This is a genomic window from Kingella potus (assembly GCF_900451175.1).
Classification (GTDB): Bacteria; Pseudomonadota; Gammaproteobacteria; order Burkholderiales; family Neisseriaceae; genus Neisseria; species Neisseria potus.
Genome location: NZ_UGJJ01000001.1, coordinates 46940 through 60753, shown reverse-complemented (window position 1 = coordinate 60753; position 13814 = coordinate 46940). Strand labels below are relative to the sequence as shown.

Sequence of the window (13814 nt, the reverse complement as noted above, 5' to 3'; positions counted from 1 at the left end):
CGTTTTCCCACTCTTTCCCGAAAGCACGATATGTCCGCACCCGCACAGCAGCCTGCCGATTTGGTTTACCGGCTGGAAGACAAACCGCCCTTTGCCAACGCCCTGTTGAGTGCGGTAACGCACCTTCTGGCGATTTTCGTCCCCATGATTACCCCCGCGCTGATAGTCGGCGGCGCATTGAAGCTGCCGCCCGAAATGACGGCCTATCTGGTGTCGATGGCGATGGTGTCCTCCGGCATCGGCACGTTTTTACAGGTAAACCGCTTCGGCCCGGTCGGATCGGGGCTGCTGTCCATCCAGTCGGTAAACTTTTCCTTTGTCGGCGTGATGATTGCGCTGGGCAGCGGCATGAAGGAACAGGGCGCGGATGTCCATGCCATGATGTCCGCGCTGATGGGCATCGCCTTTTGCGGCGCATTTCTGGTGGCCGGTTCGGCCTGGCTGCTGCCCTATCTGAAAAAAGTGATTACCCCCACCGTCAGCGGCGTAGTCGTGATGATGATCGGCCTGAGCCTCATCGGCGTGGCGATTACCGAATTCGGCGGCGGCTTTGCGGCTTTGGCCGACGGCTCATTCGGCTCGCTGCAAAACATCGGCCTGGCCGCTTTCGTGCTGGCGGTGGTGCTGGTGTTCAATTGTCTGAAAAACCCGCTCCTGCGGATGAGCGGCATCGCCGTGGGCATGGTGGCGGGCTATCTGGCCGCGCTGTATCTGGGCATGGTGGATTTTTCGGTACTCAAAGGCCTGCCCGACATTACCGTGCCCCATCCGTTCAAATACGGCTTTTCATTCCAACCCGTTCCCTTTCTCGTGGCCGCGCTGGTTTATCTTTTGAGCATTTTTGAAGCCGTGGGCGATCTGACCGCCACAGCCATGGTATCGGGCGAAGACTACGAAGGCGAAGCGTTCGGCAAGCGGCTGCGCGGCGGCGTGTTGGCCGACGGGCTTGTGTCGGTAATCGCCACCGCGCTCGGATCCCTGCCGCTGACCACTTTCGCGCAAAACAACGGCGTGATCCAAATGACCGGCGTGGCCTCGCGCCATGTCGGCAAATACATTGCCGCCATTTTGGTGCTGCTGGGGCTGTTTCCCGTTGTCGGCCGCGCCTTCACCACCATCCCCAGCCCGGTTATCGGCGGCGCAATGGTACTGATGTTCGGCCTGATTACCGTCGCCGGCGTGCGCATCCTGATGAGCCACGGCATCAACCGCCGCGAAATGGTCATCGCCGCCACCTCCATCGGCCTCGGGCTGGGCGTGAGCTTCAAGCCCGAAGTATTCGCGCTGCTGCCGCTCAAAGAGCTGTTTCAAAACCCCATCTGCATGGGCGGCACCGCCGCGCTGGTCATGAACCTGCTGATGCCGCGCGATAGCGGCGGCCGCGTTTATCTGAGCGACGATTTGGAAGTGTGAACGCGCAGATGCGCAAAACGGCAAGAGGCCGTCTGAAAACAGCTTTTCAGACGGCCTCTTGCCTGCCCTCGCACTGGCAGCCTGTGCAGGGTGTGTGGCGCAGCCACGCACGCGGCTTGGGTTTTCAGACGGCCTCATAACAAAAAACGGCAGAAAAAATCTGCCGTTTTCCATTGCCGCCGCAGCGGGTTCACTCCAAATCCGCTTTTTCTTCTGTGAAAGGCGTATCGCCGGCAAAATCCGGCTGCGGCAGCAGGCTGTCGAGGTTGAGGCTGTTTTTGTCCAACACCGGATAGCCGGAAAAGGCCACGGAATAGCCGCCGCCGGTGCTGCGGATTTGCGCCTGCGCCCCCAGCGGGAAGGTGGTTTTGTTCGCGATGTGGCCGAAGGGGAAACCGGTCAGCACCGGCACTCTCGCCATACGCGACACCGCCTGCACCACGGCATTGAAATCGTAGCTGCCGTCGTACACATCGCGGATCGAACCCATGCGGAAATCGCCGAACACTACGGCCTGCTGCTTCTGCAATACGCCCGCGTGCAGCAGCGTTTGCAGCATTCTTTCGATGCGGTAGGGCTGCTCGCCCACGTCTTCGAGAAACAGGATGCCGCCTTTGATGTCGGGCAGATAGGGGCTGCCCGCCAGCGCGGCCAGCACGCTCAGATTGCCGCCCCACAGCGTTCCGTCGATATTGGCGTTGTGCTGCTGGAAAGCGGCAACGGACACCGTGTAGCCGGCGGAAGTCGTGCATTGCACAAACGAATCCATGGTATAGGCGGACGGAACGGGTTTGCCGAACTCGCTGTACACCATCGGCCCGGCGAAGCTCGGGTAGCCGCCCTGCGCCAGCAGCGCGAGTTGCAGGGCGCACACGTCGCTGAAGCCGAAAAACAAAGTGCCGTGTTCGCGCATTCTCGATGCGAGCGAGGCAAAATCGATATGCGGCAGCAGCCGCTGTGCCCCGTAGCCGCCGCGCAGCCCCATCAGCACTTTCGGCACGGCGGCGCGTCCCGAGGCAATATCCTGCACATCCGCAATCCGTTCGGCATCGCTGCCGGCAAAACGCTGGTAGCGGCGGAAGGCGGCCGCCGGGTTTTCCACCGCGAAACCCGCGTTTTGCAGGCGTTCGATGCCCGTCTGCGCCCGTGCGGGATCGGGGGCGAAGCCCGAGGGCGCGGCAATGCGCAGGGTATTGCCGCCGCTTTGGCGCACGGGCGCGGGCTGCGGCTGCGGCTTGGGCGCAATCTGGGGCTGCACGGGCGGCGTGCCGCCGGTGCAGGCCTGCAAAACACCCGCGCCCGCCATGGCGGCGGAAACACGGAACAGGCTGCGGCGCGAAATCTGCCAATTCATCTTAAAAATCCTTTCATACGGCACAGGTAAAACAAAAAACGGGCGGGATAGCGAAACAAAACAAACAATCTGCGGCCCGGCCGCGCCTTGTATCTTTTTTTATTTTGTTCCGGCGTACATACGGCAGTCGGAATCCCGAGTCCGCCCTGCCCTGCCCCGCCCCGTTTCCGGCTCTGCGTGGGGCGCAGGGCTTTTTTCAGACGGCTGCAACGCTGTGCGGCGGCACATCATGGCCGGGAAACAATCAGGATGTTCCGGCATCCGCCGCCAGCAGCGCGGCCACCTGCCGCGTCCATCCTTCGGGCAGGGCCGGCTCCGCATCGCGCCGCGCCGCCGCCCATATCGGGGCGGGGAAACAGGCATCGTCGGCAAAACGCGCGATAACGTGCCAATGCAGGTGCGGCACAACATTGCCCAAGCTGGCCAGATTGATTTTGGCCGGCCGCAGCACCTGCCGCATCGCGCTTTCGAGCCGCCAGACGGTGTCCATCAGTTCGCCGCGTTCGGCGGGGGCAAGGTCGGTCATTTCGGCAATGTGTTCCTGCCAGACAACGCGGCAGAACGCGGGGGCGTTGGCTTCGTCGTGCACGGCAATCACACGCATTTTGGCGTTGCTCCATAAAACTTCTTCGCCGGCGGCGGCGCAAATCGGACAATTTTCCATCGGATACCTGCTGCAAAAAAAGGCGCATTGTAGCCCAAACGGGCGGACGGCGGCGGATGCGCGGCGGCGCGGGTTTTCAGACGGCCTCTGCCTTTGCCGCCTCAGCCGGTGATTTTCAAATGGCGGTAGAGATAATCGCGGTAGTCGCCGACAAGCCGGCGGTCGGGACAGTCTTCGAGGCGGCCGTCGGCCAGGCGGCGGATGGCGGCATTGGCCTGCATCAGGCCGTCTTTCGCTTCGAGGCCGGCGGTTTCCAAAACCACGCTGCCGAACAGGGCGAGATCAAGCAGGCCGTGCGGCGGCGGGGTGTGGCGCAGGCTGCTGCGGACGGCGCATTGGGTCAGGTATTCGGGATGGGCAAATCCGCTTTGCACGGGCAGGGAAAAGTGTTCGAAATTGGGCTGGTGGTCGCCGAAATAGGCGAAAACATAGTCGCGCGGCGGGGTGCGGCTCTGTGATGGCGAGGCCGTCTGAAAACCGTTTTGCGCAGCATCGGGAGCGGCGGCAACACCGGCGGCGCGCCGTTGCAGCCATTGGTTGAAATCTTCGGTGGCCAGATTCAAATCGGCGATGCGGGCGGCGTAGTCGTTGAGGCTGCCGACGGCTTTGTCGGACAGGCCGTCTGAAACCAGGCCGTAACGGTTGGGCGTGTCGCTGCGGTAGGGGCCGTGTTCTTTCATGGTCAGCACATAGACAAACAGCGGCTGCGCAATCTGTTCCAGCGCGGGATGGCGTTTTTCCAGAATCATCTGTGCGTAATACAGCATTTCGCCGCTGCCGATGTGCCAGAGGTTTTTGCTCAGCGGCGCGGGGTAGCCGAGTTCCTGCGGCTGGAGGACGAGGTCGAAGCCGAAGTGGTCGTAGGCGGCTTTGGCGTTGTAGTTGCCTTTGGTAAAGGGCGAGAGGGCGACGCAGTAGTAGCCGTGGGCTTTGAGGTTTTGGACGAGGCCGCCCCGAAGATGCGGCACGACGGAATAAAACACGCCGCTTGCCTGTGCGCCGAAATCGGTGGAGGGCACGCCGGCCAACAGGGCAAATTCGGATTTCCAAGTGCCGCCGCCGAAGGTGTGTACGCGCAAAGGGGCGGCAAAACGGGTGTCCGGCTGCGGGTCGAACATGGGCATGGGCGGCAGATTGTGGCTTTGCAGGGCGATGTTGTGCGGGTTGAAAGTGGATTCCTGCAAACAGACGACGATGTCGGGCCTGTCTGCGCCGTCCTGTTCTGTTTCAGACGGCCTCTGTTCCGCCGCAAGCTGCCGGAAGCGTTCGCCGTCGCCGTCAAATTCGGGCGTTTTGAAGAAGATGCTGCGGCAGGACATGGGCAGGTTGAGGAACACGTCGCGGCCGTCGTCGGGCAGCGAGTCGAGCCATACCTGCACGGCGCGTTTGTCTTTGGTGTAACGCACCATCAGCAGCAGGGCGGCGGCGGCGGCGGCGGCGGCAAGGATGCGCCAAATGCCGTCTGCAACCGCCGCGCCCGACCAGCCGAACAGGGCGTAGGCAAGTATGCCGACAAGGCCGGCCACGGCGGCAATCGCGCCTTTGTAGTGGGTGAGCGTTTCCCAGTTGCGCCAGTCGAAGGCAAGCAGGAAGTCGGACACCAGCAGCGGCTGTTTGTAATAGTGGATTTTCAGGCGGTGGAACAGGATGAGGACGACAAACAGCACGCAGGCGAAATTGAGGGCGCGCTGCCACTGGCCGCAGGCGGCGAACATCAGGCCGGAGAAGAAGACGAACTGGCAGGCGGCAAAAAAGCGCGTCCAGCGGTAGTGGGCTTTGCCGCCGACGGCCAGCGCGGCGGCGGCGAACAGGGCGAGCAGGATGTAGTGCATGGCTCTCGGGTGCGGAAAAAAGGCGGCATTGTAGCCCAAACGGCCTACCCCGCGTAGGGTGGGGTTTGCTGCGGGTTTTGGGAATGCGTGCGCCGGCTTTGGGCAACACACTTTACGGGGGATTTGTGTAGGGTGTGTGGCTCTGCCACGCACGCGGTTTTTTTTTTCGGAGAGCGGCAAACGGCCTCTGTACCCGAATAATGTCAAACGCGTGCGTCGCTTTGGCGACACACCCTACGGTGGAATTTGCTGCGGGTTTTGGGGACGCGTGCGCCGACTTTGGGCAATACACTTTACGGGGGATTTGTGTAGGGTGTGTGGCTCTGCCACGCACGCGGTTTTTTTTCGGAGAGCGGCAAACGGCCTCTGTACCCGAATAATGTCAAACGCGTGCGTCGCTTCGGCGACACACCCTACGATGCGGAATCGGGGCGCGTGCTTCGTTAAAAAACGTACCTCGGTATTTCAGACGGCCTGATGCTTTGTACGACACAAAAAACGCGTGCGTCGCTTCGGCGACACACCCTACGGTGAGGAATCGGGGCGCGTGCTTGCAGCTCTGCCACGCACGCGGTTTTTGCGGCAACGGCAGAGGCCGTCTGAAAAAAACGTACCACGGCATTTCAGACGGCCTCACGGCTGTCGGTAGGCATCCAGCAGCGGGGCGGCGAAAGGAGTCCAAACGACGGAGCGCAGGCCGCTTTCGGCCAGTCGGCGGTTGAGCCAGCTGTTGCAGGTGTTGAAAAGGTGGTAGCGGCCTTCGGCTTCGTAGAATGCGTCGTCGGGGGTGTAGTGTGCGCCGGAAACGGGGAGGGTGCGGCCGTTGCGCCGTTTGAAATGTGCGGCGAGGTTTTCTGCCAGGCGGCGGTATTGTTCGTGCGATACGGTGAAGCGCACGGCGTATGCGCCTTCGGCGGGCGGCTCGGCGGAATAGGCGGTGTGGATGAGGGTGCGGTTTGCGCCGCTGAGGGCGCGGACGGCGGTGGCGGCGGTGAGGTCGCGCCAGCGCGGGGTGTTGAGGTAGAAGTCGCGCTCGCCCCAGCCGACGGCGATGTAGCGGTAGGCCTTGCTTTGAGCGGCGGTGGCGGCGGGATCGGCAACGGTGCGCCAGTCGTATGTGCCGTTTGCCAGCGGCATGACGATGTCGGCGTGTGCGCCGTTGCTGCGCAGGTAAAGGGTAATGCCGCTGCCGCTCCGGTTTTCCCGCATAACGACCGACGAGAGCAGCCATGCGGCGGCGAAATAGGCTGCTGCTGCGGCAAGCAGGGCAAGGGTGGCGCGGATAAGGATTTTGCGGAGGGTGCGCATGAAACAGGCCGTCTGAAAAAGGTGGGCGGAATAAAAAGGAGGCGGAATGTGCCGTGGGATTGGCCGCCGCAGCCGTCCGCACGGTTTTCAGACGGCCTGCGGCGGCGTTCAGGCGGGCGGGCTGCCGCTTACGTCGATAATCCATACTTCGGCCTGCGAACCCAGCCGCAGGGGGATGCCCCAGAAGCCGTAGCCGGAGGTTACGAAGAAGTGGCCGTTGCCGATTTTTTCATAGCCGTAGTGCAGGCGGTAGAGGGTGCGGACGATGAGGTTGGCAGGGGCGACCTGGCCGTTGTGGACGTGGCCGGAAACCTGGATGTCCACGGGCAGGCGGCTGTGTTCTTCGATTTGCGTCGGGCGGTGGTCGAGGAGGATGACGGGGCGGGTGGTGTCGTGTCCGGCCAGCAGCTTTTCGGTGCTCGGGCGTTTTTTGTCCATATCGTCGTTGCGTCCGGCAATGAGCAGGCCGTCTTTTTCGATAACGCGGTTGGCCAGGACGCGGATGCCCGCTTTTTCCAGCTCTTCGTAGATGGCTTTTTCGTCGCCGAAAAGGTCGTGGTTGCCCAAAGTGGCATATACGCCCAGCGGTGCCCGGAGCCGTGCCAGATGCGGGCGCATGTTTTCGCGGCGGTAGGCCTGTACGTTGTCGTCCATCAAATCGCCCGGCAGCAGGATGATGTCGGGCTTTTCCTGCGCCATGATCGCGGCGAGGCGGTCGAGCTGGCGGCTGCCGACGAGGATGCCGAGGTGGGTGTCGGCGGCCATGGCGATGCGCAGCGGGCGGTCGAGCTTTTTGCCGATGACGATACTTTGGTGGCGCACGACGGGGGTGTAGGCGTTGTACAGACCCCATGCGAACAGGGCGGCAACGGCCAGCGGGGCAAACAGGCGCAGGGCGCGCGCAAGATGCGCCTGCGGCATCAGGCGGCGCAGCAGCAGGTGGAGCAGGAAGGTGGCCAGCGCGGCATACATGACAAACAGCAGCAGCACCATCCAAAAGGCCATCACGCGGAAAACGAAATGCCCCAGTTGCAGCAGCAGGCCTGCCAGGAGGCCGTCTGAAACGAAAAAGGCCAGCACCATCAGGCGGATGCGGCCGCGCCGCCCGAGCAGCGGGGCAAACAGCCATTGCAGCGAACGCCCCAGCCCGTAGGTGAAGAGCTGCAATACGATGACGACGGCGATAAAGATTTCGGGATGGTTCATATCGGTTCTCGGGAGGAGGTTTTCAGACGGCCTTTGTACGCTTTGAGGCCGTCTGAAAAGGTTTCAGACGGCCTGCCATTGTAAACGGCCTGTGTTTACTTCTCGAGCAGCACGCGCAGCATCCAGGCGGTTTTTTCGTGTGCCTGCATACGGGTGGTCAGCAGGTCGGCGGTGGGTTCGTCGGCGGCTTCTTCCGCCAGCGGGAAGATTTCGCGGCAGATGCGGACGATGGTTTCCTGGCCTTCCACCAGCTCGCGGATCATGGTGTGCGCGTCGTTTTGGCTGTTGCCTTCTTTAATGGACGAGAGGGCGGCAAATTCGCTGTACGAACCCGGCGCGAGAAAGCCGAGGGCGCGGATGCGTTCGGCAATTTCGTCCACCGCCAGCGCAAGCTCGTTGTATTGCGTTTCAAACATGGTGTGCAGGCTGTGGAACATCGGGCCGCGCACGTTCCAATGGTAGTTGTGGGTTTTCAGATAGAGGGTGTAGCTGTCGGCAAGCAGTTGGGACAGGCCTTTGGCGATGTCTTCGCGCTGCCGGTCGGTCATACCGATGTTGATGCTCATAACGGACTCCTTGGTTGGTTTGGCGGACATTCCGGCGGCGGTTGGCCGGCGGCTTTTTCGTTCGGACGGCCTCTGCCGTGCGAATGATGCGGATAATAAGGTTTATCGTTATTGCAGTCAATTTTGTTTATCGGTTTTTACATTTTGATAGTTTTTATAAAACTATTTCCCGAACGGGGAAACGCCCTGCCCTGCTTCATGGCTGCGGACGATGGCGCGGACGATGTGGCGGTTTGGGTGCAGGGCTTCGCGCAGGCGGCGGGAGAAGGGCTGCGGCAGGCCGAGGATTTCGGCGGCAAGCTGCTCGGCACACCACGGCGCGGTGGCCAGAGCGCGGCTGCCGTGGGCGGCATTGACCCAGGCGTTGGGCAGATAGGGGCAGGAATCATGCAGCGGATAGTTTTTGTCGTGGGCAAGTTTGGCATACAGCCGCTTCATCGCAGCGTAGTCGGCAAGGCGGCCGACGCAGGGCAGATGGTCGGGGCTGTCGCAGCGCACGGCGGCATGGCCTGCGCCCGCAGGAGAGGCGGCAAGCTCTGCGGCAAGCTGCGGGTGCAGGCGCAGGAGCTCGCGGCGGTTGTGTTCTTCGTCGGCTTCGCGCCAGCCGCTGCCGCTGTCGTGCGGGGTGAAACTCGCGCCGTAGCAGTGTAGGCCCTGCCACGCGGGGCTGATGTAGCAGGCGGCGGAAAGGGCGGTTTTCAGACGGCCTGTATAGGCTGTGGCGGCGGCCAGGCCGGTTTGGCCGCGTATCAGCTGCCAGGGTAAATCCGACAGAGCGGGAAGGCGCGGGCTGTCCGCGCCGGTACAGTAGACGATGTGTGCGGCAGAGAAGCTGTGCGCAGGCGTTTGCAGCCGCCACGCGCCGTCCTGCCATTGTGCCGCAAGCAGCGGCGTGTGTTCGTGCAGCGTGATGTTCGGATGCGCCAACAGGGCGCGTACCAGCGCGGGCGGGTGCAGCCACGCGCCCTGCGGCCAGTAGAGGCCGTCTGAATACACATCGATGCCCGCGATTTTGCCTGCCTCATGCACACTCACGCCGCGATAAAGATGGCTGTGGTGCGTCTGCATGGCGAGGCCGGCGTTGCGGCGGGCTTCGGCGGGGTTGTGGTTCAGATGCAGCAGGCCGCAGGGCTGCCAGTTTTCCCGTTCGGGCAGCAGCGCGTCGAGCAGGCGGCGGCTGTGGCCGTAGCCGCCAAGCAGCAGCTCGGTCTGCGCGGTGTCGTGTGCGGAGATTTTGGCATACAGCAAACCCTGGCGGTTGCCGCTGGCGGCGTGGGCGGCAGCGGCGGCTTCGAGTACGGTAACGCGCACGCCGCGCACGGCCAGCGCATAGGCCGTGGCCGCCCCCGCAATGCCCGCGCCGACCACGGCAACGTGCTGCGGCGGCTTTCCGCCCGCGTTTTCAGACGGCCGGTACCACGGCTTCTGCGGCGCGGCGGCGGTTTGCGGCACAGGCTCCGTCTGCCATTGCAGGCCGTCTGAAAAATGCTCGTGCAGACGGGCGGCGCAAACGGGCGGCATCAGCCACAGCGCGCAGCCGGGCAGCAGTCCGTGCAGGATGTTGGGCGCGGCAAACTGCACGCAGGCCGACTGCTGCGGCCAGCGTTCGAGAAAACGCCGTTCCGTTTCGCAGGGTGTGGCGGAAGCGGCAAATTCAGGCAGGCGCAAATCGGGCAGGCACACGGCCAAAACACGGTGCCGCCCTGCCGCGCGAACCAGCCCGGCAAGCGGCGGCGGAGCATTCCAAACGGCGGTCATGGCAGATTCCTTTCGATGGTGCGGGTATGACGGGCAGACAGACGGCGGCGTGCGGTGCGGGCCGTAGCGGCCGGAAAAAACCGAAAGGCCGTCTGAAAACAGCTTTCAGACGGCCTGCAACGCTTATTTTTTCTTCCCGCCGGCTTTGCCGCCCGCGCAGGAATACGGTTCGCCCGCTTTGACGCGGCTGTCGCAGACGCTGACAGCCCTCAGGTAGCGGGAGGCGCGGTCGGCTTCGGCATAGTCGGGCTCGTGGCGGAAGGCGTATTGGGCGATGTAGAGCGCGTCGCGGCCTTCGATGGCTTTGAAGAAGGTAAATTCGGGCGTACCGCTTTGCGGATTGTTCAGACAGCCCGCCACCCAAGCAATCACAGGATAGCCGTTGAGGGTGGGCGGGACTTCGGTTTTCTGCACGCTTCCGTCGCCGCAGACCCCTATCCAGCTTTGGGAAATAAAGCGGTAGATCCCCTCGGCACTGGGGCGCTGCTTGCTGCCCATTACTTGGATGGTGATCATTTCCTGCCATTTTTCAACGCTTTGTCCTTTGGGTACATATTCGGTCATGTCCACACCGTTGCTGTTGTCGCGGAAGACCGCGGCAAATCCGGCGGGCAGCTTCGGCGTACGCAGCTTCTCGCCCGCACCTTTGCCCGCCGCAAAGGCGAGGCAGGGCAGCAGCAGAGCGGCGGCAAGGAGTGCTTTAAATATGCTTTTCATCGGCAAATCCTTTCAAAAAACGGCAATGCGCGGCAAGGCCGCAGTTCTTTATTTTGTCCCGCTATGACGGAACAAAGAAAAAGGCCGTCTGAAAACACGGTTTCAGACGGCCTTGCGGGATTATTTTTCAACAAACTGCCCGTAGGCCATAATGCGCCCGAAACGGCGGTCGAGCAGGTCGGACAAGGGCATATCCTGTGCCGCGCGGAGCTGTTCGGACAACACTTCGCGCACCCTGTCCGTCAGCTCTTCGTAATTGCGGTGCGCCCCGCCCAAAGGCTCTTCGATTACTTTGTCGACAAGGCCGAGCTTGGCGAGCCTGTCGGCGGTAATGCCCAGCGCGGCGGCGGCATCGGCCGCCTTTTCGGCGGTTTTCCACAAAATCGAGGCGCAGCCCTCGGGCGAAATCACCGAATAGGTGGAATATTGCAGCATGTTCACATAATCGCCCACGGCAATCGCCAATGCGCCGCCGGAGCCGCCCTCGCCGATAATGGTGCAGATAACGGGCACTTTGAGCTTGGTCAGCTCGTAGAGGTTGCGGCCGATGGCTTCGGACTGGTTGCGCTCTTCGGCACCGATGCCGGGATAGGCTCCGGGCGTATCGACAAAAGTCAGCACGGGCAGACGGAATTTTTCCGCCAAACGCATCAGGCGCAGGGCTTTGCGGTAGCCCTCGGGGCGCGGCATACCGAAATTGCGGCGGATTTTTTCTTTGGTGTCGCGGCCTTTCTGATGACCGATCACAACAACGCTCTCGCCGTTGAAACGCGCCAGGCCGCCGACGATGGCGTGGTCGTCGGCGAAATGGCGGTCGCCGTGCAGCTCTTGGAAATCGGTGCACAGCGCGGCGATGTAGTCCAAAGTGTAGGGACGCTGAGGATGGCGCGACACCTGCGACACCTGCGCGGGAGTGAGTTTGGCGTAGATGGATTTGGCCAGCTCGCTGCTTTTTTTCTGCAAACGCTCTATTTCGTCGCTGATGTCGACGGCGGATTCGCCTTGGACGAAACGCAATTCTTCGATTTTTTTGGTCAGCTCGGCCAGCGGCTGTTCGAAGTCAAGAAAGACGGGCTTCATACGGGGGACGCTCTCATCGTTGGAAGGAAATTTTCGCGCGGCATGATACGCGGTTTCAGGCCGTTTGGCGAAAGAAGCACGCAATCTACGCGATAAACGGCAGGCGGGCAAGCGTATTTTCAGAACCCGTATCCGCCATGTTAAACTGCCGCCTTTTCCGGCAGACAGGAGGCGGCATGGACGCGGAAAACACCATGCGTTTGGACAAATGGCTGTGGGCGGCGCGGTTTTTCAAAACCCGCGCCCTGGCGCAAAAGCACATCGAACTCGGACGCGTGCTGGTAAACGGCGCGAAAGTGAAAAACAGCAAAAACATCGCCTCCGGCGACACCATTGCCCTGACGCTCAACTCGCTGCCGTACGAAATCACCGTCCTCGCGCTCAACAGCCAACGCCGCCCCGCGCCCGAAGCGCGCCTGCTCTACCGCGAAAACGAAGCAGTCGCCGCCAAACGCGAAGAGCAAAAGCTGCTCGAGCGCGCCTCGCGCGCCAGCACGGCCTATCCCGAAGGCCGTCCGACCAAACGCGACCGCCGCCAAATCGAAAAAGTCAAACGCGGCGGATGGTAGAGGCCGTCTGAAAACACATACCCGCAATCGAAACCTTAAAACAACCGGCAGAAAGGAAGCCCACATGCGCTGGCAGGGAAGAGAACGAAGCAGCAATATCGAAGACCGACGCGGTTCCGGAGGCGGCGGGGGCGGGGGCGGCATGGGCATTGTCGGCCTGATTGTCGTCCTTGTCGGCGCGTATTACGGCGTGGATCTGTCCGGCATTGTCGGCACGCCGCAATTGGGCGGCGGCGGCACGCAGCAGGTGCAAATCAGCAGCAAAGAAGAAGCGCAGCTTGAAGAACTGTCCGCCGTCGTACTGGCCGACACCGAAAAAACATGGAGCGAATACTTCGCCCGCCAAAACGCACGCTACACCCCCACCACCCTCGTCCTCTACACCGGCGGCACCCACACCGGCTGCGGCACCGGCCAGGCCGCAATGGGGCCTTTCTACTGCCCGGCCGACAAAAAAGTGTATCTCGACCTCTCCTTCTACGAAGAAATGCGCAGCAAACTCGGAGCGGCCGGCGACACCGCCTTCGGCTACGTCATCGCCCACGAAGTCGGCCACCACGTGCAAAACCTGCTCGGCATCCTGCCGCAGGTACACCAAATGCAGCAGCAGGTCGGCAAAACCGAAGCCAACCGCCTCTCCGTCAAACTCGAGCTGCAGGCCGACTGCTTTGCCGGCGTGTGGGCGAAATACGCGCAGCGGCAGGATCTGCTCGAAGCGGGCGACATCGAAGAAGCCGTCCGCGCCGCCGAAGCCGTGGGCGACGACACCCTGCAAAAACGCAGCAAAGGCTACGCCGTGCCCGACAGCTTTACCCACGGATCTTCCGCACAGCGCATGTACTGGCTCAAACGCGGCCTCGAAAGCGGCGACATCAAGCAGTGCGACACCTTTGCCGCCGATTAAACCGCCCTCTGCAAACAGCAAACAGGCCGTCTGAAAACCTTTTTCAGACGGCCTGTTGCTTTTAACCCGCAGCCCGGGCAGGTGCGGCTACTGCGCCGTTTTCTTCCGGCAGCCGTTTTGCCCCTTCTCCTGACACTCGATGGTCTTGCGCACGCGCCCGTCCCAATCCTTAGGCTTGTCGAAACCCTCGGTCGGCGAAGGAATTTTCGCCGCTTTCTCCTTAATCATATCGCCGTAAAGCCGCCAGCCTACCGCCACAACCAGCAGCAGCACCGCCAGTTTGATAAAGCGGGATATTTTCTGTTTTTGTGCAAAATTCATTTTTTATTCTCAAAAACCATAAAAAACAACCGGAAACTGCCCCATTCTAACGTATCTTCGGAATCTGTGCAGCCACCGCGCCCGCAAAGCCGCTTGGGCTGCGCATAGACAAGCCCGCGCCG

The 13814-nt window shown here is 62.0% G+C and carries 14 protein-coding genes; 4 read left to right on the top strand and 10 right to left on the bottom strand.

Going from position 1 to position 13814, the window contains the following annotated elements:
• The first annotated feature begins 30 nt into the window (after nucleotides 1-30).
• Both DYE40_RS00365 and DYE40_RS12450 read left to right on the top strand, forming a co-directional pair.
• Nucleotides 31-1413 (top strand): nucleobase:cation symporter-2 family protein, encoded by a 1383-nt coding sequence (locus DYE40_RS00365; protein WP_115307234.1) that lies wholly within the window; start codon nucleotides 31-33, stop codon nucleotides 1411-1413.
• A complete protein-coding gene (locus tag DYE40_RS12450; RefSeq protein ID WP_172461173.1) occupies nucleotides 1410-1553 on the top strand; it encodes a hypothetical protein in 144 nt (47 codons plus the stop codon). Before DYE40_RS00365 ends, DYE40_RS12450 begins: the two co-directional genes overlap by 4 nt.
• A gap of 50 nt (nucleotides 1554-1603) precedes the next feature.
• Here the strand turns inward: DYE40_RS12450 and DYE40_RS00360 are convergent, their stop codons facing one another.
• The 9 genes from DYE40_RS00360 to DYE40_RS00320 all read right to left on the bottom strand — a co-directional run bounded on the left by DYE40_RS00360 (nucleotide 1604) and on the right by DYE40_RS00320 (nucleotide 11898).
• Nucleotides 1604-2767: an LD-carboxypeptidase gene (locus DYE40_RS00360; protein WP_115307233.1), complete on the bottom strand. Its 1164-nt coding sequence runs from the start codon at nucleotides 2765-2767 to the stop codon at nucleotides 1604-1606.
• Between the two features lie 244 nt (nucleotides 2768-3011).
• Complete coding sequence (locus DYE40_RS00355; protein ID WP_115307232.1) at nucleotides 3012-3431, bottom strand: HIT family protein; 420 nt, start codon at nucleotides 3429-3431, stop codon at nucleotides 3012-3014.
• A gap of 101 nt (nucleotides 3432-3532) precedes the next feature.
• A complete protein-coding gene (locus DYE40_RS00350) occupies nucleotides 3533-5263 on the bottom strand; it encodes a sulfatase-like hydrolase/transferase (protein WP_115307231.1) in 1731 nt (576 codons plus the stop codon).
• A 633-nt stretch (nucleotides 5264-5896) separates the two neighbouring features.
• On the bottom strand, nucleotides 5897-6571 hold the full coding sequence (locus DYE40_RS00345; RefSeq protein ID WP_115307230.1) for a TIGR02117 family protein: 675 nt from the start codon (nucleotides 6569-6571) through the stop codon (nucleotides 5897-5899).
• 108 nt (nucleotides 6572-6679) lie between these two features.
• Nucleotides 6680-7777: a metallophosphoesterase gene (locus DYE40_RS00340; RefSeq protein WP_115307229.1), complete on the bottom strand. Its 1098-nt coding sequence runs from the start codon at nucleotides 7775-7777 to the stop codon at nucleotides 6680-6682.
• A 95-nt stretch (nucleotides 7778-7872) separates the two neighbouring features.
• On the bottom strand, nucleotides 7873-8343 hold the full coding sequence (locus DYE40_RS00335) for a Dps family protein (RefSeq protein WP_115307228.1): 471 nt from the start codon (nucleotides 8341-8343) through the stop codon (nucleotides 7873-7875).
• A 162-nt stretch (nucleotides 8344-8505) separates the two neighbouring features.
• Nucleotides 8506-10101, bottom strand: coding sequence for an FAD-dependent 5-carboxymethylaminomethyl-2-thiouridine(34) oxidoreductase MnmC1 (mnmC1, locus tag DYE40_RS00330; RefSeq protein ID WP_115307227.1), 1596 nt, complete (start codon nucleotides 10099-10101; stop codon nucleotides 8506-8508).
• A 123-nt stretch (nucleotides 10102-10224) separates the two neighbouring features.
• Complete coding sequence (locus DYE40_RS00325) at nucleotides 10225-10818, bottom strand: hypothetical protein (RefSeq protein WP_115307226.1); 594 nt, start codon at nucleotides 10816-10818, stop codon at nucleotides 10225-10227.
• Between the two features lie 120 nt (nucleotides 10819-10938).
• A complete protein-coding gene (locus DYE40_RS00320; protein ID WP_115307225.1) occupies nucleotides 10939-11898 on the bottom strand; it encodes an acetyl-CoA carboxylase carboxyltransferase subunit alpha in 960 nt (319 codons plus the stop codon).
• Between the two features lie 176 nt (nucleotides 11899-12074).
• On the opposite strand from DYE40_RS00320, the gene DYE40_RS00315 reads away from it, so the two are divergent.
• Together DYE40_RS00315 and ypfJ are read left to right on the top strand one after the other, a co-directional pair.
• The gene (locus DYE40_RS00315; RefSeq protein ID WP_172461172.1) at nucleotides 12075-12467 is read left to right on the top strand and encodes an RNA-binding S4 domain-containing protein; all 393 of its coding nucleotides are present in this window, start codon (nucleotides 12075-12077) and stop codon (nucleotides 12465-12467) included.
• Nucleotides 12468-12531: 64 nt separating this feature from the next.
• Nucleotides 12532-13371, top strand: a complete 840-nt coding sequence (gene ypfJ / locus DYE40_RS00310) for a KPN_02809 family neutral zinc metallopeptidase (RefSeq protein WP_115307224.1) — start codon at nucleotides 12532-12534, stop codon at nucleotides 13369-13371.
• Nucleotides 13372-13458: 87 nt separating this feature from the next.
• Here ypfJ and DYE40_RS00305 read toward each other — a convergent pair whose 3' ends face one another.
• Nucleotides 13459-13692: a hypothetical protein gene (locus DYE40_RS00305; protein WP_115307223.1), complete on the bottom strand. Its 234-nt coding sequence runs from the start codon at nucleotides 13690-13692 to the stop codon at nucleotides 13459-13461.
• Nucleotides 13693-13814: the final 122 nt, after the last annotated feature.

Coding starts and splice junctions, on each gene's coding strand:
- ypfJ (WP_115307224.1), top strand. CDS start 12,532: ATGCGCTGGCAGGGAAGAGAACGAAGCAGCAATATCGAAGACCGACGC.
- DYE40_RS00305 (WP_115307223.1), bottom strand. CDS start 13,692: ATGAATTTTGCACAAAAACAGAAAATATCCCGCTTTATCAAACTGGCG.
- DYE40_RS00365 (WP_115307234.1), top strand. CDS start 31: ATGTCCGCACCCGCACAGCAGCCTGCCGATTTGGTTTACCGGCTGGAA.
- DYE40_RS00360 (WP_115307233.1), bottom strand. CDS start 2,767: ATGAATTGGCAGATTTCGCGCCGCAGCCTGTTCCGTGTTTCCGCCGCC.
- DYE40_RS00355 (WP_115307232.1), bottom strand. CDS start 3,431: ATGGAAAATTGTCCGATTTGCGCCGCCGCCGGCGAAGAAGTTTTATGG.
- mnmC1 (WP_115307227.1), bottom strand. CDS start 10,101: ATGACCGCCGTTTGGAATGCTCCGCCGCCGCTTGCCGGGCTGGTTCGC.
- DYE40_RS00325 (WP_115307226.1), bottom strand. CDS start 10,818: ATGAAAAGCATATTTAAAGCACTCCTTGCCGCCGCTCTGCTGCTGCCC.
- DYE40_RS00340 (WP_115307229.1), bottom strand. CDS start 7,777: ATGAACCATCCCGAAATCTTTATCGCCGTCGTCATCGTATTGCAGCTC.
- DYE40_RS00350 (WP_115307231.1), bottom strand. CDS start 5,263: ATGCACTACATCCTGCTCGCCCTGTTCGCCGCCGCCGCGCTGGCCGTC.
- DYE40_RS00335 (WP_115307228.1), bottom strand. CDS start 8,343: ATGAGCATCAACATCGGTATGACCGACCGGCAGCGCGAAGACATCGCC.
- DYE40_RS00320 (WP_115307225.1), bottom strand. CDS start 11,898: ATGAAGCCCGTCTTTCTTGACTTCGAACAGCCGCTGGCCGAGCTGACC.
- DYE40_RS00315 (WP_172461172.1), top strand. CDS start 12,075: ATGGACGCGGAAAACACCATGCGTTTGGACAAATGGCTGTGGGCGGCG.
- DYE40_RS00345 (WP_115307230.1), bottom strand. CDS start 6,571: ATGCGCACCCTCCGCAAAATCCTTATCCGCGCCACCCTTGCCCTGCTT.